At 53.9% G+C, this 17988-nt stretch carries 11 protein-coding genes and 1 pseudogene; 5 read left to right on the forward strand and 7 right to left on the reverse strand.

The features are described from left to right. From ACOTYB_RS13590 to ACOTYB_RS13600, 3 genes and pseudogenes are all read left to right on the forward strand, one after another. Nucleotides 1–7590, forward strand: a 7590-nt coding sequence (locus tag ACOTYB_RS13590) for a beta strand repeat-containing protein (protein WP_421765824.1), incomplete at its 5' end; no start/stop codon positions are given. 176 nt (nucleotides 7591–7766) lie between these two features. Then, nucleotides 7767–9931, forward strand: a pseudogene (locus ACOTYB_RS13595) (type I secretion system permease/ATPase). Then, nucleotides 9928–11103: an HlyD family type I secretion periplasmic adaptor subunit gene (locus ACOTYB_RS13600; protein WP_022651165.1), complete on the forward strand. Its 1176-nt coding sequence runs from the start codon at nucleotides 9928–9930 to the stop codon at nucleotides 11101–11103. Before ACOTYB_RS13595 ends, ACOTYB_RS13600 begins: the two are co-directional and overlap by 4 nt. A gap of 33 nt (nucleotides 11104–11136) precedes the next feature. Here ACOTYB_RS13600 and ACOTYB_RS13605 read toward each other — a convergent pair whose 3' ends face one another. Next, nucleotides 11137–12021: a hypothetical protein gene (locus ACOTYB_RS13605; RefSeq protein WP_048210551.1), complete on the reverse strand. Its 885-nt coding sequence runs from the start codon at nucleotides 12019–12021 to the stop codon at nucleotides 11137–11139. 285 nt (nucleotides 12022–12306) lie between these two features. Between ACOTYB_RS13605 and ACOTYB_RS13610 the strand changes: the two genes are divergently transcribed. Further along, on the forward strand, nucleotides 12307–13764 hold the full coding sequence (locus ACOTYB_RS13610) for an EAL domain-containing protein (protein WP_409248913.1): 1458 nt from the start codon (nucleotides 12307–12309) through the stop codon (nucleotides 13762–13764). Between the two features lie 83 nt (nucleotides 13765–13847). On the opposite strand, the gene ACOTYB_RS13615 is transcribed toward ACOTYB_RS13610, so the two are convergent. The 6 genes from ACOTYB_RS13615 to ACOTYB_RS13640 all read right to left on the reverse strand — a co-directional run bounded on the left by ACOTYB_RS13615 (nucleotide 13848) and on the right by ACOTYB_RS13640 (nucleotide 16711). After that, entirely contained in the window at nucleotides 13848–14126 is a 279-nt protein-coding gene (locus ACOTYB_RS13615) for a biofilm development regulator YmgB/AriR family protein (RefSeq protein WP_220153823.1), read from the reverse strand. A gap of 23 nt (nucleotides 14127–14149) precedes the next feature. Continuing rightward, nucleotides 14150–14449: a hypothetical protein gene (locus ACOTYB_RS13620; protein ID WP_003857266.1), complete on the reverse strand. Its 300-nt coding sequence runs from the start codon at nucleotides 14447–14449 to the stop codon at nucleotides 14150–14152. Between the two features lie 118 nt (nucleotides 14450–14567). After that, the gene (ycgZ, locus tag ACOTYB_RS13625) at nucleotides 14568–14807 is read right to left on the reverse strand and encodes a regulatory protein YcgZ (RefSeq protein ID WP_003857265.1); all 240 of its coding nucleotides are present in this window, start codon (nucleotides 14805–14807) and stop codon (nucleotides 14568–14570) included. Between the two features lie 187 nt (nucleotides 14808–14994). Further along, nucleotides 14995–15267: a DUF883 family protein gene (locus ACOTYB_RS13630; RefSeq protein WP_003857263.1), complete on the reverse strand. Its 273-nt coding sequence runs from the start codon at nucleotides 15265–15267 to the stop codon at nucleotides 14995–14997. Nucleotides 15268–15451: 184 nt separating this feature from the next. After that, nucleotides 15452–16057 carry a transporter gene (locus ACOTYB_RS13635; RefSeq protein WP_409248912.1) on the reverse strand — a complete coding sequence of 202 codons (606 nt, stop codon included), beginning with the start codon at nucleotides 16055–16057 and terminating at the stop codon, nucleotides 15452–15454. Between the two features lie 342 nt (nucleotides 16058–16399). Next, nucleotides 16400–16711: a hypothetical protein gene (locus ACOTYB_RS13640; RefSeq protein WP_045333020.1), complete on the reverse strand. Its 312-nt coding sequence runs from the start codon at nucleotides 16709–16711 to the stop codon at nucleotides 16400–16402. Nucleotides 16712–17003: 292 nt separating this feature from the next. On the opposite strand from ACOTYB_RS13640, the gene ACOTYB_RS13645 reads away from it, so the two are divergent. Then, nucleotides 17004–17792 (forward strand): phosphotransferase family protein, encoded by a 789-nt coding sequence (locus tag ACOTYB_RS13645; RefSeq protein WP_213761050.1) that lies wholly within the window; start codon nucleotides 17004–17006, stop codon nucleotides 17790–17792. Nucleotides 17793–17988 lie beyond the last annotated feature (196 nt).

Raw genomic sequence — 17988 nt, forward strand, 5'->3', positions numbered from 1 at the left:
ATCAGCGGCTCCGCCACCGGCGCGGCGGCGGGCGATAAGGTCACCGTCACGATCGGCGGCCAGACTTATACCACCGTGCTGGACGCGGCGGGTAACTGGAGCGTGGGCGTCCCGGCAAATGTGATTTCAGGCCTCAGCGACGGTACCGCGACCATCACTGCATCAGTCACCGACGCGGCGGGCAACACCGGCAGCGGCACGCATAATGTGACCGTCGATACCGGTCTGCCGTCGGTCAGCTTCAACGCCATCAGCGATGACAACGTCCTGAACGCCGTTGAAAAAGGCCAGGATCTGAGCGTCAGCGGCACCAGCGCCAACCTGGCGGAAGGCACCCTGGTCACCGTGACCCTGAACGGTAAAAACTACACGGCGACAACTGCGGCAGACGGCACCTGGAGCCTGACGGTTCCGGCTGCGGATCTGACCGGTCTCGGTCAGGCCAGTTACACCCTGAACGCGACGGCCACCAACGGCGTGGGCAACAGCGTGAGCAACACCGCGAACCTGCTGGTAGATACCGCGTTGCCAACCGTCACCATCAACACCATTGCGGGCGACAACGTCATCAACGCGGCGGAAGTGGCCGCGGGTCAGACCCTCAGCGGCAAGGTAGCGAACGCGGAGGCGGGCAATACCGTCACCGTGACCATTGGCGGCAACACGTACACCGCGACAGTGCAGAGCGATCTGACCTGGTCCGTGAACGTGCCGGAATCCGTCCTGACGGCGCTGGGCAACGGCGACCTGACGGTGTCTGCGACTGTGACCAACGGCCACGGCAACACGGGAACGGGCGAGCGCGATATCACTATCGACGCCAGCCTGCCGGGGCTGCGCGTGAATACCGTGGCGGGCGATGACGTGATCAACAGCATTGAGCATGGTCAAAACCTGATCGTCTCCGGCACCAGCGACGGGCTGGCGGCAGGCACAACGCTCACCGTGACCGTGAATGGCAAGACCTATGCCGCGTCGGTACTGGCAGACGGCTCCTGGACCGCGGCGATCCCGGCGGCAGACGTCGCGGCCTTCGCAGCAGGTACCGTCACCGTGACCGTGGCAGGCCAGAGCGCGGCGGGCAACCCGGTCTCCATCAGCCATGACGTGACCGTCGATCTGGCGGCGGTGGCTATCAGCATCGATGCGATTGCCACCGACGACGTGATTAACGCGGCGGAGAAAGGCGTGGATCTGGTGCTCTCCGGCAGCACCTCGAACGTGGAGGAAAACCAGACCGTTACCGTTACCTTCGGCGGCAAGACGTACACCGCGAAGGTGGATGCTGACGGTAACTGGACGGCCACCGTGCCTTCCGCCGATCTCGCGGGCCTGAAGGACGGTGACGCCAGCGTGCAGGTGAGCGTCACCAACGCGCACGGCAACAGCGCCTCGGCGGGCCGCGAATACAGCGTGGACGCGACTGCGCCAACCGTGACCATTGATACGGTAGCCGGCGACAACGTGATCAACGGCAGCGAAGCGGCTGCGGGCGTGGCCATTTCCGGCACCACCACGGCTGAAGTCGGTCAGACGGTCACCGTGACGCTGGGCGGAAACAGCTACACCGCACAGGTTCAGCAGGGCGGCGTCTGGAGCGTGAACGTGCCGGGCACAGACCTTTCCGCACTGGCGGATAACGGTTACACCGTGCAGGCCAGCGTGAGTGACGCCGCGGGTAATCCGGGCAGCGCGGGGAAAGCGATTACGCTTGATACCACGCCGCCGACCGTCAGCTTTAACGTTGTGGCGGGCGATGACGTCATCAACAGCGTGGAGCACGGGCAGGCGCAGATCGTCAGCGGCACCGCAACCGGCGCCAGCGTCGGCGATAAGGTGGTCATCACCATCGGTTCGAACCAGTACACCACCACCGTTGACGCCAGCGGCAAATGGAGCGTGGGCGTTCCGGCCAGCGTGATTTCCGCGCTGACCGACGGCACCGTGACCCTTAGCGCGACTATCACCGACAGTGCGGGTAACAGCAGCACCCAGACCCACGACGTGGTGGTAAATACCGCATCGGTCGCGCTGACCGTCAACACCCTCAGCGGTGATGACGTGATCAATGCGGCAGAAGCGGGCGCGTCGCTGGTCATCAACGGCTCCAGCGCGCAGTTCGCCAGCGGTACGCAGGTCACTATCACCCTGAATGGTAAGAGCTATACGGCCACTATCCAGAGCGATGGCTCCTGGACAACCACCGTACCGGCCGCCGACGTGGGCACCCTGGCCGACGGCGCGAGCTACCAGGTTTCTGTTTCGGCGCAGGACAGCGCCGGAAACAGCGCCTCGGCGACGCACACCATCAGCGTGGACACCACCGCGCCGGTGATTAGCGTGAACACGTTGTCGGGCGACGATGTGCTGAATGCGGCGGAAGCGCAGCAGCCGCTGACCGTGCACGGATCTTCCAGCGCGGAGGCGGGTCAGACCGTTACCGTGACGCTGGGAGGAAAAACCTACACTGCGCTTGTCGGCAGCGACGGCACTTGGACGCTCGACGTGCCGGCAGCCGACCTGGCCGCCCTGAGCCAGGGCGCGCTGACGGTCACCGCTTCGGTCAACGATAAAGCCGGTAACAGCGGCCAGACGACGCATACCTTAACGGTCGATACCATCGCGCCAGCCGTCACCATTAGCACCGTGGCCGATGACGATATCGTCAACAACGCCGAGCAGCTGGCGGGGCAGACCATCAGCGGGACCACCACCGCGGAACAGGGCCAGACGGTGACCGTCTCCTTCAACGGCCACAGCTATCAGGCGACCGTGGCGGCGAACGGCTCCTGGTCGGTCTTCGTGCCGGGGCGTGATTTCCTTGGCCTGAGCGACGGGGATTACACCATTACGGCTACGGTGAGCGATAAGGCAGGTAACCCGGGCAGCGCAACGCACGACGTGACGCTTAACGGCGACGTGCCGACCATCGCCATTAACACCTTTGCGCAGGACGATATCGTAAATGCCGCCGAACATGGCACGCCACTGGTTATCAGCGGCACCACCGATGCGCCAGCGGGCCAGACGGTGACAATTACGCTTAACGGTAAAACCTACACGGCTACCGTTCAAAATGACGGCACCTGGAGCTATACGGTCGGCAGCGCAGACGTGACCGCGCTGGCGGACGGCGGTTCGTACGTGATTAACGCGCAGGTGAGCAACGCCATCGGCAACAGCGTCAGCGATAACCACACCGTAACCGTGGATCTCACCGCACCGTCGATGGGGATCAGCATTGATTCCCTGCAAAACGATACCGGCCTCAGCGCGAATGACTTCATCACCAACGACAGCCAGGTGGTGGTGAATGGTTCCCTGACCGCGCAGCTCGGCAATAACGAGAAGGCGCAGATCAGCCTTGACGGCGGCGTCACCTGGATCGACCTGACCGTCACCGGCACCACCTGGCGCTACACTGATGGTCGCACCCTGACGGACGGTACGTATCAGTACCAGGTGCGCGTGATTGATAACGCGGGCAACGTTGGGGCAACGGACAGCCAGGACGTGGTAATCGATCTGACGAAGCCTGCGGCGGCGACCATTACCGTGGATTCCGTCTCGCAGGATACCGGCCTGTCCGACAGCGACTTCATTACCAGCGACAACCAGATCAGCCTGAAAGGGACGCTCGGCGCGGCCCTGGGCAGCGGCGACCACGCCCAGATCAGCCTGGACGGTGGCGCGACCTGGACTGACGTGAGCGTTAGCGGCCTGAGCTGGACGTATATTGATGGCCGTACGCTGACCGACGGGGATTACAACTACCAGCTGCGCGTGATTGACGAGGCGGGGAATATCAGCGCCACCACCAGCCAGGTGGTGACCATTGATACCGTCGCGCCGGACGCCAGCAAAACGATCGCTATCGACAGCATCAGCGACGATACCGGCCTGAGCAGCAGCGACTTTATCACTCGCGACCCGTCCCTGACCCTGCACGGCTCACTCGGCGCGACGCTGGCCGACGGCGAATATGCCCAGATCAGCATCGACGGCGGCGTCACCTGGCAGAACGTGATCGTCACCGGCAACAGTTGGTACTACGTGGACGGCCGCACGCTGGGTAACCAGACCTATGACTACTACGTTCGCGTAGTGGATGCGGCGGGCAACGTGGGTGCCAGCGCTCATCAGCAGGTGACGGTCGATACGGTCGCGCCGGATGCGGCGATTACGGTGACCGTGGATAACATCACCGTCGATACCGGTTTCGATAACAATGACTTCCTGACCAGTTCGACCTCGTACACGCTCAACGGGACGCTCGGGGCCGAACTCGGGGCGGGTGAGTATGTGCAGGTGAGCATGGATGGCGGCACCACCTGGGTTTACGCCACGGTAAGCGGTACCCAGTGGCGCTATACCGACGCGCGCACCCTGGCCGACGGCGACTACCGCTATCAGGTGCGGGTTGTCGATCAGGCGGGCAACGTCGGGGCCACCACCACGCAGGACGTGACGGTGGATACCCAGGCGCCGCAGTACGGCATCACCATTGACAGCATCAGCGAAGATACCGGGCAGTCCGGAAGCGATTTCATCACCATGGACACCTCGCTGACGATCAACGGTTCGTTGGGCAGCGCGCTGGCCAGCGACGAGCGCGTACAGATTAGCCTCGACGGCGGCAATACCTGGATTGACGCTACCGTCACTAACCAGCGCTGGAGCTATACGGACACCCGCGATCTGGCGGACGGGGATTACAACTACCAGGTGCGGATCATCGACCAGGCGGGCAACGTCGGCTCAACCACTTCGCAGGTGGTAACGGTTGATACCACGCCGCCTGACACGGTGGGAACGGTGGTCAGCTATACCGACGGGGAAGGCGAACGTCAGGGCAGCTTCGGCGCTTCGGTGGCAACAGATGACAACTCTCCAGTGATTAACGGGACGCTTAACCGTGCGCCGGACAATGGCGAGATCGTGCAACTGTATCGTGACGGTGTGCTGCTGGGACAGGTGACGATGAACGGCGCCGCCAGCTGGTATTTCCAGGACAGTGGTCTGAATGACGGTAATCACGTCTATATGCTGCGTGTTACCGATCTGGCAGGTAACTTCACCGACTCAGATGATTTCGTGCTGAAAGTGGATACGAGCATCCCGACCACCACCGTGACCATTAACCCTCAGACGACGACAGATAGCACCCCGATTCTGAGTGGACTGGTATCGGCGGGACTGACCAACGGCGAGTACGTGGTTATCACCGTGAACGATAAAACCTACACCTCAGAGACTGGCGGTGCGGTCGTGGTCGATCCGGAGAACAACACATGGTATTTGCAGCTCCCTGACGGCGATGCGCTGAGCGTGAAGAATTATGATGTTACGGCACAGGTGAAAAGCAGCGCCGGCAACGGTAATACCGCTGGGTTGACCACCGGTAGCCTGATTGTAGGGAGTGAAGAATCATTGACGCCGGCCTGGTCATTTACCGCCGCGAACTACTCCTATTCTGCCAGCTATATGCTGGGTTCGGATGGGCTGTGGACGATTATGGCCAACCAGCAATTCGCATCCGCCAATACCAGTAGCCGTAACGCTTACACCGTTTCAGGCAATTTCTCAATGACGGGGAGTTACACAACCGGTACTTACGCGGATATCAACCGCGACGGGCTGGCTGACGTGCTGGCGGAAGGGACAAGTTACTCGTACATGGTGCAGCTGATTAACAATGGAGACGGTACATACACCTCCAGTACGCTGACCAATATGGGGGCTGCGGTGTGGTATGGCGCGGTGGTCGCCATTGACATCAAGGGCGATGGTTACACTGACTTTGTCATCGGCGATGCTGGCGGGCCTGATTCCAGCACCGTTATGCTCAATAACAACGGCACGCTGACGGGCAGTTCGAAGTCCGGTACGTACTCCAGTTTCGTATCGGGATCAACGGTAGGTAACTACAACAGTCTGATTGAAACGTCCGGTGTGGATTTGAACAACGACGGAAAAGTGGATATTGCCCAGCATACGACCAACGGGGGCAACAACTATGCCCTGTCGACCATGTTTAACCAGGGCAATGGCTCATTTACGTGGGGGCAAAACTTCACCAATACCATGTACAGCGGCTATGGTTCCGCCGCAGCGTCCAATGCCGTGAGTATGACCTGGGCCGACTTTAACGGTGATGGTTACATGGACCTGTATATGAGCATGTCCCGTACCTCCAGCGGAACCAGTCAGGGCGGGGTGTTAATGCTGAACGACGGTAGCGGCAACCTTCTGGCCGGCACCGCGGTTGGAACGGCGACCACGGATAAGTTTGTGGGTAACGTCAGCGTGGCGGTGGACTGGAACCTCGACGGTCACATGGACATCATCAAGCTGGCGAATAGCGGGCAGTCTTATCTTTACACCAATGATGGACTGGCAGGTACTGCAAGCTTTACTGCTTCGAAATTCAGTACCGTTACGTCAACTCAGGTATCCGGCGCGGCTCTGCTTGATTACGACTGGGATGGCGCACAGGATCTGCTCATTTTCCGTCAAAACGGTACGGTTTTACTGGAGCGGAATACCAATACGGTCGCACCAGGTACGGCCTTGCATCTGAAGATTGTCGACAGCGAAGGGATTAACGCCTTCTTTGGCAACACTGTCCAGCTGTACAACGCGGCAGGCCAGCTGGTCGCCAGTGAAATCATCAACGCCCAGTCCGGGATTGGCATTAACGATTCCTCGTCGCTCATCAGTTTTTACGGCCTGGATCCCAGCGAGACGTATCACGCGGTGCTGGTTCGTGCCGTTAACGGTGTTTCGAGTAACGTAACCTGGGACGGGCTGACGGCAGGAGACGGTAAAGAAAGTTACGCCCTGACGGCTGAAGCTGCTACGGGCGGTCACCAGGGCACCCTGACAGGTACCGGCTACAACGATACCTTTATCGCTGAAGCAGGGACGTATACCTACAACGGTTCCGGTGGCTGGACGACGACCTCTGAACACGACACGTGGAGCAGTACGGGCGGCATGGATGTCGTGGATTATCGCAACGCCACTTCCGGCGTCACCGTCGATTTAGGACGCTCTACGGCGCAGAGTACCGGATTCGATACCGCGACACTGGTGAATATTGAAGGCATCAACGGCTCCGACTATGACGACGTGATCACCGGCAACAGCGGTGATAACCAGTTCGAAGGCCGGGGCGGGAACGACACCTTCAACATCGGCAGCGGCGGTCACGATACGTTGCTCTATAAGCTGATCAACGCGTCTGACGCGACGGGCGGCAACGGCAGCGATGTGGTGAACGGCTTTACCGTCGGCACCTGGGAAGGGACGGCGGATACGGACCGTATCGACCTGCGCGACCTGCTTTCCGACAGCGGTTATACCGGCACCGGCTCGGCGAGCTACGTCAACGGCGTGGCGACGCTGGACAGCAGCGCGGGCAACATCGCCGACTACATCCGCGTGGTGCAGAACGGCAGCAACACCGAGATCCAGGTTGACCTGGACGGCACCGGCGGTCAGTTCTCGCCCACCACGCTGGTGACGCTGAACGGGGTGCAGACAGATCTGGCGACGCTGCTGGCGAACCACCAGCTGTTAATTGCGTAAAACACTGCCGCGGGGAGCGATCCTCGCGGCTTTTTGCGTTTCTTTACACGAATAGCCATAACCCTATATTTCACAAGATTATTTTGCGGGCTCGTTTAGACAGTGTTCGATTTCTAATCATCCCGGAAAGGTATCATTTCAGTGCGAAATCATCGCCCTGAACAGGACGTAGCATTATGAAGACACATCCACAGTACGAACCCTGGTTGCAGGGCATGCTCATCATCGCGAAATATTATCGGCTGGATTTTTCGGCGGAGCATGTTCGGGTCACGATTAACCATGAAAGCCAGTCGCCACGCCAGCTGGTGCTGGAGGAGATGGCGCGCCAGCTTGGGCTGGGGATGCGGTGGGTGGCGGCGGAAGCCCTATCGCTCGATCCCTGGCGTTTACCGCTGCTGGCGGAGTTTACCGGCGGGCAAATTGCGGTCATCAACCGTATGGACAACGATGGGAACGTCAGCGTGCAGTTTAGCGGCGACGGCGGCCTGGAGACAACGCTGACGCGGGACGAGCTCGGTTCGCGGTTAAAGGGGCTGATGGTGCTGCGTCCCCTGGAGTCCACGCCGGATGCGCGCGTGGATGATTACATCAAACCCTATGAGAAAAACTGGTTCTGGCAGCTGGCGCTGAAAGACTGGCGTCGTTACAGCGATATTATGCTGGTGGCGCTGGTCGCCAACGTGCTGGCGCTTTCCGGCATGGTCTTCTCCATGCAGGTGTACGACAGGGTGGTGCCGTCCCAGTCGGAGGCCACGCTGTGGGTGCTGTTTGGCGGCGTGATGATTGCCATCGTGTTCGAATTCATCATGCGCATGCTGCGCGTGCACATTTCTGACGTGGTGGGGAAGCGCGCCGATCTGCGCATCTCTGAACGCGTCTTTGCCCACGCGCTGCGGATTAAAAACGGCGCACGCTCGAAATCAACCGGATCGTTATCGCGCAGATCCGCGAGCTGGAGTCGGTGCGCGAGCTGATCACCTCGACGACCATTGCGGCCCTCTCCGATCTGCCGTTCTTCCTGCTGTTCGTCTTCATTCTGTGGATGATTGGTGGTCCGCTGGTGCTGGTGGTCCTGCTCGCCGTGCCGCTGTTGCTTATTCCTGGCCTGCTGGTGCAGCGCCCGCTGGGGAAACTCTCCAGCGAAGGGATGCGTGAATCGGCGATTCGCAACGCCACGCTGGTGGAAGCGGTGCAGGGGCTTGAGGACATCAAGCTGATGCGCGCTGAGCAGCGGTTCCAGAACCAGTGGAATAACACCAATGACGTTGCCGCCAGCGTCGGCATGAAGCAGCGCTGGCTGACGGGGCTGCTGCTAACCTGGACCCAGGAGGTGCAATCTATCGTCTACGCCGTGGTGCTGCTGGTGGGGTGTTACCTGGTCATCAGCGGTGACATGACCACCGGTGCGCTGGTGGGCACCTCGATTCTGGCGTCCCGGACCATTGCGCCGCTGTCGCAAATTTCTGGCGTGCTTTCCCGCTGGCAGTCAGCAAAGGTGGCCCGCAAGGGACTGGATGACCTGATGCAGCGCCCGATTGACGATCCCCAGCACGGAAAGAAGGTGCATAAAGCCCACCTGCGTGGTGATTATCGGCTGGACGACGTGGGGTTTTATTACGACGAAGAAGAGAAGCTCACCGTGCTGAATATCAGCAAACTACGCATTCGCGCCGGGGAGCGCGTGGCGGTGCTCGGGCGGAATGGTTCGGGGAAAAGCACCTTGCTGCACCTCCTCGCGGGAATGCAGGAGCCGCAGCAGGGCAGCATTTTGCTGGACGATATTGCTCTCAATCATCTTGACCCGGCCGACGTGCGCCGCGATATGCAGTTGCTCAGCCAGCAGGCGCGGCTGTTCTTCGGCTCCGTACGCGACAACATCCTGATGGGTAATCCGCTGGCGACAGACGAGGAAATCCATCAGGCGCTGGTCAACAGCGGCGCGCTGGAGTTTGTGCGCAAGCAGAAAATGGGGCTAAACACCATCATCAACGAGGGCGGAACGGGGCTTTCCGGCGGGCAACGTCAGGCGCTGCTGCTGGCGCGCGCGCTGATCACCTCGCCGAATATTCTGCTGCTGGATGAACCCACCGCCTGGCTGGATGAGGTCAGCGAGAAGCAGTTTATCCAGCATCTGCACCAGTGGCTCGGTAAGCGCCGGACGCTGGTGGTGGCGACGCATCGCCTGCCGATTCTGGACCTGGTTGACCGCATCATCGTCCTGGAAAACGGCAAAGTGGTGATGGATGGCCCTCGTGATGCCATTTTACGCCAGCACGGAATGGCCCCGCAGCAGGCGCCGCAGCGTACGGTTAAACTGAAAACGGAGGGCGTGGCATGAATGATTTCTCCCGCTTTAATAGCCGACTGAAGGAGCCCCGCCTGCCGCGTTCGTCGCTGGTGGCATGGTCGCTGTTTGCCCTGCTGGTGGTGTTTATTACCTGGGCCAGCCTGTTCCAGCTGGATGAGGTCACGACGGGCAGTGGCAAGGTGATCCCGTCCTCCCACGAGCAGGTGATCCAGTCCCTGGAAGGGGGGATTATTCACAGTCTGATGGTGCGCGAAGGCGACATCGTCGAGCGTGGTCAACAGCTTGCCCAACTGGACCGGACGAAAACCGAGTCCAGCGTGCTGGAGAGCGAGTCTCGATTAAACGCTGCAATGGCGACGGCCGCGCGTCTGAATGCTGAGGTGAACGACACTGGGCTGACATTCCCGGCAGAGCTGGATGACGACGTTGAGCTGGTCAAACAGGAAACGGCGCTTTATCAGTCACGTCGCGAAAGCCTTGAAAAAGGGCTGGCGGGTTTACGCCAGGGAGCGGATCTCGTGCAGCGTGAACTGGCATTAACGCGCCCGCTGGTGACGCAGGGGGCGGCCAGTAAGGTCGAAGTCTTACGCCTTGAACGCCAAAAAAATGAGCTGGAGAGCAAAATCACCGAGATGAAAAACCAGTACTACGTTCGCGCCCGCGAAGAACTGGCGAAAGCGAACGCAGAAATAGAGGCGCAGCGTTCGGTCATGAAAGGACGCGAAGATTCACTCACCCGCTTAACGTTTAATGCGCCGGTGCGTGGCATCGTGAAGGATATTGACGTGACGACGGTGGGCGGGGTGATCCCGCCGAACGGCAAACTGATGAGCCTGGTACCGCTTGATGACCAGATGGTGATAGAAGCGAAAATCTCGCCGCGCGATGTCGCGTTTATCCATCCCGGGCAAAAAGCGCTGGTGAAAATCACCGCCTATGATTACTCGATCTACGGCGGGCTGGAAGGGGAGGTGACGATGATTTCCCCGGATACCCTTCAGGACGAGGTGAAACGGGATGTTTATTATTATCGCGTTTATATTCGTACAGACAGTAACCATCTGACCAACAGGCAGGGCAAGGCGTTCCCGGTGTTCCCGGGCATGATAGCCACAGTTGATATCAAAACCGGCAGTAAATCCGTCATTGATTATCTGCTGAAACCGTTGAATAAGGCAAAAGAGGCGCTGCGCGAGCGGTAAAAAAGGCGTTCAGCAAACCGAACGCCCGTCAGATCAGAGTGTAGGCGTCATGTTGACAGCATGGCGTCGTTCTTTTGGTACCACATTGATGTAATGTGTGACATACGCAAAATATAATCCGGCATAATTTTCGACAAGCTCGATAAAGGCCGGATAAATTGACATCCGGCCATCGCAGCGATCTTTAAGATAACCTGCCTCCTGCGCCGATTTGATAATGCGGTTGACGTGAATACGCGAGACGAAAAATTCTTTTGCCAGCGTGCTGGCTGAATACGCTATTATGGCACCGTGTGCTGTTTTGTTTTTAATGGCCTGCAAATAGAGATAGAGCATAATCATTCGTCCACCATCCTTATCAATAAATAAACCCACCTCCGGAAGCACTTTCCTGAATGTTAATCCGCGGAAAAGGTACTCTGCGGCGCGCCGGAAAAAGTTGTGCCTCAGAATGTCATTGTCCAGAAGGTTAACATTAATGTCGAATGCCGGATAAAGAATGCTGACAGGCGTAAACGCCCCGGACATATAGCGTTTAAGCTCATCGAGTCCTTTTTCCGTCGGCGCAATTTTTGTTTTTCGGCGATCTTCACTACAGCGCCAGGTCTTAATTCGCCCGGTAGTTTTAAGTATGGTAATGATCGCGATAACACTGTTAGGGCTGGCGATATTATAACGGGTGCATAGCGCCTTAATCTCTGAAACTGACTCAGCCTGATTGCCAAAAACAAAACAACACATGGACAGTATTATGTTGAAGCGTGATTCCTGAAGCATCGTTTTGTAGAATAAGGGTTGTTTTTTATAAATGGCATCATTAATTCTGTAGTGTTCTGTTATAGCTTCACCAAATCGCGGGTTGTTTTTAATGACATCCCTTCGATGTAGCAAAGCCCTGGATGAGATGTGATTATCCATAGCATTTTCTCTTTTTGTCTGGGCCGATAAGATGAAGTGTCCGGTCTTCTTTTTCGGAATTTTCATTATACCTCGAGAAATGCATATTTACTGTCGTTATATGAAAAGAAAGTAATATTTATGCTGCATATGGATGAGTCGGTTGATTAACGCAAAAATGTTCCTGTGCATAACATTGATAACTGTTTATTAACCAAACAGGGTGCGGTAAAATTATTCAATGCGACAAAGAGTATTGGCTTTAATTACAGATGGGAATACTATTTGCATTCTCAGGAGCAGGTTATGTCTCAAAATTTACCTTTTATACAAGGTACGTGCTACAAGCAACGGTTTGTTATTTCAGCCTGCGGTTTCACCTTCGAGGGGTATAGCCTGCTTCTGAAGTCACGTGGCGTAAACGCCACGCGGCTCCATTTTGAAGAGGATGAAGTTTGCTCAGGTGATGTTCATAAAATGATGCAAAATCAACCACCTGAAGTTGCTGTTTTTCTTGGTCGCGACGTCGCTGCCTTTCTTGAAAGCCTGAAGCAGTTGGTATCGGTGCTGAATGCGCTGCCGGTTATTTGTAGCGTGACGCTGTATGGCGCAATACCAGAGAGATGGCTTTATGCCACGTTGTGTAGTCTCGTTAATAATACCAAATCGTTATCGATGATCAGGATAGCGAATATTTCAGACGTAATGGACTGTGCAGACAACATTTATGACGTGCATACCGATTCGTCACGCATATTGCGTGATGGACCCGAGAAAGAAGGTAAAGAAAGTCTGAATGGTTTAACAAAGCGCGAATTAACCGTATTGCTGAATTTTTATCGGGGTATTTCGATAAAAGAGCAGTCTGCGAGGTTAGGGTTGTCAGATAAAACCATTTATACCCATAGAAAAGTGGGGTTGGATAAATTATATCTTATCAGGGTGTGGTTTAGCGATGCACGTGTTTTCAGAGATGAAGTCTGTGCAGTAAAAAATAATCCGCAGGGGTTTTCGGATGCGGAAATTGATATTTTGCAGGCGTTACATAAGCGGGAAATCTTTGCGGCTTATCAAATTATTACCGATGGCGATAAAAAAGGAGTAGGCTTTGAAATTCTGCTGCGCTGGCATAAAAACGGTCAGGTTCTGAAGGCTGCCCAATTTCTGGGTGGGGTGAAAAATGGCGAAATATGGCTCAAGCTGACGGCGTTAGTCATCCACGCGGCCGTGTCAGGTATCAACAGATACAATGGGAAATATTATTTTTCGGTTAATATTCCGCCTCCACTGGCTACCGGGAACGCGCTGCCGGGAATGGCGAAAAAAGCCGTTGAGATGTTACTGAAGCCGCAGTGGGCCGGGAAACTTGTCTTTGAATTAGCTGAAGCGATTGATGTGACAAAGGATCCAAATATTCCTGTCACTCTTCAGCGTTTACGCGCCGAGGGGTGTCGGCTGTTTCTGGATGATTGCTTTTCCAGACATTACGCTATGTTACCCATCCGACAGATTAATGTTGATGGATTGAAGCTTGACCGCGATATAGTTGAGCACTTTGTTGCTAACGACAATGACTATAGCATTATTAAAGCGATACAGATATACAGCGACATGACGGGAAGGGAATGCGTTGCGGAAGGCGTCGATAGCGAAGAAAAATTTGAAAAACTTGTCGCGTTAGGTGTTAAACGCTTTCAGGGATATTATCTTTCCCGGGCGGTTAAAGAAGAAGAGCTTGATCGAATGGTACGGCTATTTAGTTAATGGGTTCACTATGCTGGTGGTACGACAGAGAAACTTTTCTACCACCAGCAAAAACAGTCACTCACCAGCGCAATAATCTGTTATCAGATATCATCGCGCGTAAAACCGACAACAATTTCAAGCGTATTTCGAATGACATCGCAGGCTTCGGGCTCCTCGGTAATTTCGAGGGCGTGAATCAGTTGCAGGATAATCTCTTTATTAGAGAGATTGTCACCGGTCAGCATAATACAGCGTATTGCCGAGCCCAACACTTCAACCTCACCACTGAGAAGTTTTCCTGCATTAAGAAAATGTTCCGCCAGTCCTTTATCGTGCAAGGCTTCAAAATTATACGTCTGCTGCATAATCGCTTTACTCATGGTGGTCACCGTTTCGGTTAAAATTAGTGTTTCTTGTCTGGGGTCAAAAGCGTGTTGTGAGTAAAGAGAGATCGCATGCGACCCATGTCATAATTGCCCATCACTCTTCCCCGGTCGTGCGAGACGCCGGTTACACGCTGGCGCACTTCATCTTCAGCGGCAATCAATGCATTTTTACGTTCATCATTTGATTCAACGTTAGCCATCGCCCGCAGGCGATTAGCAAGAGACACAAAGGTAATAGGTCCGTTCTCTTTCAGTATGGATAATACGGCCTCACCGATAAGGTCATCCTTAAGTCGTTCAAATTTAGTTCTATGCATACCTTCAATCTCACTCTGCTACACGCGGCAGGCTGTAGCATGGGGTTAGTCATCGCATTCAGAAGCTCTATTCTCACTCAGCATGACTAACTTAGTAAGTTAAAAAACAGTGTTCAGGTTAACGCTCGAAGAAGAGGGCTATCAAACCGTTGTAGTGCGCTTTCTCAACGTCAGACGTGGATTCTTCAATTCTGCGCAACAGCTTTGTACAAATTGTCATTCTGCTCAGTTGTACATTTTCTTTGATGATCTCACTGACGATGGCACCAAGGGTTTCCTGCTGTGTTGGGACGTTATCCTTGTTAAAATACAAGGTTATAGCGCTTTCTGCTGTAGAGGGAGCATGGTTGCGACGCATAATTTTTCACCGTTAACAAACAATTTTGTAACATCACTGGCATCGAATTTATACTATATGGTCGAATCTGTACATCAAAATTGTACAACTTTTTCGTATGGATTGAGCTTTTATCAGGAGAACTATCAAGATTAGGGGGGAAGAGAAGGAAAGAGGGGGAAAAGAAAAGGCCCCGGAGGGCCTGAAATTATTTACGTCCCAACAGAAGTCCCAGAACGATACCTACCGCACCCGCAGCGATTAAGCCCGTTAACGGGTTATTTCTGACGGCTTCAGTAACATCCGAGACGGCATCACTGGCCTGGGCAGCATATTTTTTCGCTGCACCTTTCACCTGGTGTTTAGGGGAGTCAACGAATTCACCAAACTGCTGCTGCGCAGAGCCGGATAATTCATCAAGTTTGTTTTTGGCTTTATCGCCAGCGTATTGTGCATTTTTATCAGTGTCGAAATCAGACATTCCAGCCTCCTTTTGTTGATAGTCTAAGGATAGACGCTGATTTCAGGCGTGAGCGAGAATTCGCTGAAATCGACGCCTGATTGCCCCTTTTTAGGATATGTCTTTCTTACATGACAAACCTAACGTCCTTAGGATGTTGTTGATCACTATTTCCCTCGCCGTCTCTCTACGCAGTGCGAAGAGATTATTTTTGTCGTGCGTGAGCGGGAAAGGTAACGTAATAACCAAGGGATGCGGCCAGGCACAGCATATAACCGAACGATTCCGAACCTTCCTCCACGGCGTTTTTCACGACACGCATATAGCCATGCTCCAGGATGGCGTGCCACAGCACCTGCATTCCAAAGAGGCGGGAGAAGACCAGTACAGCCAGCAGGCCGCTCAACAGAATACCGTACCAGGGGGATTGGGTATATTTTGCCAGCTGTTCCAGGGTAGCACGAAAATGCATAACGGGGCGAATTAACGCCAGCACAGCGGTAATCAGCGCGAACCACACCCAACTCCCATGAGAAATGAGATCAAAAAGCGCGTCCAGCTCACGAATTAGCATTGTCAGGAAAAATCCGCCCGCCAGAATATTACAGTAACGCATGGATTCGTACATTTTCGCCAGACGAAAATGGAGAAAGACAATACTCGCTAATACCGTTTCCTGCATAATTTCGGTCAGTGATAATTCCGGAATATCATGGCCGACAAACCGCATATCAACCCAAAGACACAGTACAATAAGTGCGCAAGCGGCCGCCGCGCCAACGAAGAATAAAAAGCTCTTTAGTACAATCATTAACACCACCATTTTGTTTGTAGCGGGTATGTTAGGTGACGAGAATGTTATTTCTGTTCACAATGTGCCATATAAGCGCGGATTTTTAACATTTTGAGCTAAATAGGGTTGGTCACGAAGAGACGAAAGCGTAAATATCGTCAACATCGTCTGTGCTGTTAAGGCGGGGCAATGTCATTGCGGAGGGTGTCATCAGGCAAGGGGATGTTAGGGTATTGGGGGACCAGCGAGAGGTGGAAAACACAGCTGCGGAACTATCTTGTCGATGTTTTCTTAAGAACGTACTCTGATAGAGAAAGCGTTCAGCTCCACAGAAAAAATGCTGTTTCTCCACCCTGGCAATCATTTTTCTTCTGTGTACTCACCTTTTGATTTTAGTTTATCTCTAACCAGGTTGGCGCAACTGGTTGCATTCTGTAAACTCTGATCGTTTACAATAGAGGGCCGAGATTTTAAAACTTCGTTGTAAGCTTCTTTAACTTTCGGACTGACTGTTGCAGCATACCTATCGGGTGGGAAGTTACCCAAAGGTTCTTTGTCACCGCTTAAGGCCTTAGCACAAGCATTATTAATTTGGTCATCAATGCTTAATTGATTAGCGTTAGCAGATAACGAAAAAGATAAAACCAAAGAGGCGAGAACAATTCTTTTCATACTTATTCATTCCTTAATGATGAGGCGTTGTGACCCTAATTCAATATGTTGCACTCGACTTATTTTGTTTACTACAGGCTAAATGTTATCAAAAATAAATATACCCAACATGTATTAGTCTATTCTTTTTCTTATTCTTATGATACCTACATTCTTTAGTGGGGGGTAGTGTGAGTGCACAAGTCTTTAAAAGTAGGATTTTTAAGGAATGATGACGTTTTATGACTTCATCTGTACCACACTTGCATTACACTTAATAACAACCAACATGTGAATTTTTAAGGGACAGTACATGTCTGCCATGGATTTATCCAAAATGGGCACTGCCAAAGTGGTGCTGAATACCAGTGATTGCAATCATATAGTTATAGAAAAGTGGCCTGTCAGCGATGTTGAGTGGGCCTTTTATCTCTACGCGGCAACAGAGCTTAACCAGGCAGGGATTGCTACTCCAACGCTTTTCTCTGCTGATGCCACCTTACGCCAGTTAAAACTAGAGTATATTCCGTATAAGGTTGATCAGACCGCGGTGGCAAATGATTATGCCTTAGCTATGCTGGGGCGCCTGCATCGCTATCCTGCAAATTCGGAATGGCTCTATCATACGCATACGTGGACAGAAACAGCGCTTGAAAACGCTCTCATGCTTTTGGCATTACCTGAATTAAATGTCCGGCAGCTTCGACGATTTCAGCAGAATAGTAATGCGTTATTCGCCTGCCAAAGCCTGGTTTCAGGCGACAGCAACGCAGGCAACTGGGGAAGAAGAGAAAACGGTAATTTAGTTCTTTTTGATTGGGAAAGGTTTGGCAAAGGGAGTCCTGCTATTGACCTGGCTCCCCTCATAAGGGGAATGGGGACAAAACAAGAATTTATAGACCTTGCAGAACGCTATTGCCAGCTATCCTCCCATCAAAATATCAGGGAGCTGGCCAGAGAAATTGCAGTTGTCAAAGCCTGGATTGTCACGGAAGTGATTGTCCTGCTTCATATGCGGCGAAAGAGTACTTTTCCCTTGTATCTCAACTGGTACAGAGAGCATCTTCCCGCCTGGTTAGACAACGTGGAAAAAATGTTATGAAGCATGATTTCTAAAAATTATGCTTTTCTAGCAATACCTACTTTTCGCGCCTGAGGCACGTGATTGCCCACTTCTGATATATCAGCGAGTCACCAATATTAACTCCAGACACTGATTTTTCACATTACCTACGGCTCTACTTAAAACCCACAATAAACTTCATGTTTACATAAAATCGTATTAACAGATACAATAC

The organism is Enterobacter cloacae complex sp. IR5450, assembly GCF_049238665.1.
Taxonomy (GTDB): Bacteria; Pseudomonadota; Gammaproteobacteria; order Enterobacterales; family Enterobacteriaceae; genus Enterobacter; species Enterobacter hormaechei_C.

Bases quoted from the DNA above. Each gene is read 5' to 3' on its own strand.
- ACOTYB_RS13600 (WP_022651165.1), top strand. From the start codon at position 9,928: ATGAATGATTTCTCCCGCTTTAATAGCCGACTGAAGGAGCCCCGCCTG.
- ACOTYB_RS13605 (WP_048210551.1), bottom strand. From the start codon at position 12,021: ATGGATAATCACATCTCATCCAGGGCTTTGCTACATCGAAGGGATGTC.
- ACOTYB_RS13610 (WP_409248913.1), top strand. From the start codon at position 12,307: ATGTCTCAAAATTTACCTTTTATACAAGGTACGTGCTACAAGCAACGG.
- ACOTYB_RS13615 (WP_220153823.1), bottom strand. From the start codon at position 14,126: ATGAGTAAAGCGATTATGCAGCAGACGTATAATTTTGAAGCCTTGCAC.
- ACOTYB_RS13620 (WP_003857266.1), bottom strand. From the start codon at position 14,449: ATGCATAGAACTAAATTTGAACGACTTAAGGATGACCTTATCGGTGAG.
- ycgZ (WP_003857265.1), bottom strand. From the start codon at position 14,807: ATGCGTCGCAACCATGCTCCCTCTACAGCAGAAAGCGCTATAACCTTG.
- ACOTYB_RS13630 (WP_003857263.1), bottom strand. From the start codon at position 15,267: ATGTCTGATTTCGACACTGATAAAAATGCACAATACGCTGGCGATAAA.
- ACOTYB_RS13635 (WP_409248912.1), bottom strand. From the start codon at position 16,057: ATGATTGTACTAAAGAGCTTTTTATTCTTCGTTGGCGCGGCGGCCGCT.
- ACOTYB_RS13640 (WP_045333020.1), bottom strand. From the start codon at position 16,711: ATGAAAAGAATTGTTCTCGCCTCTTTGGTTTTATCTTTTTCGTTATCT.
- ACOTYB_RS13645 (WP_213761050.1), top strand. From the start codon at position 17,004: ATGTCTGCCATGGATTTATCCAAAATGGGCACTGCCAAAGTGGTGCTG.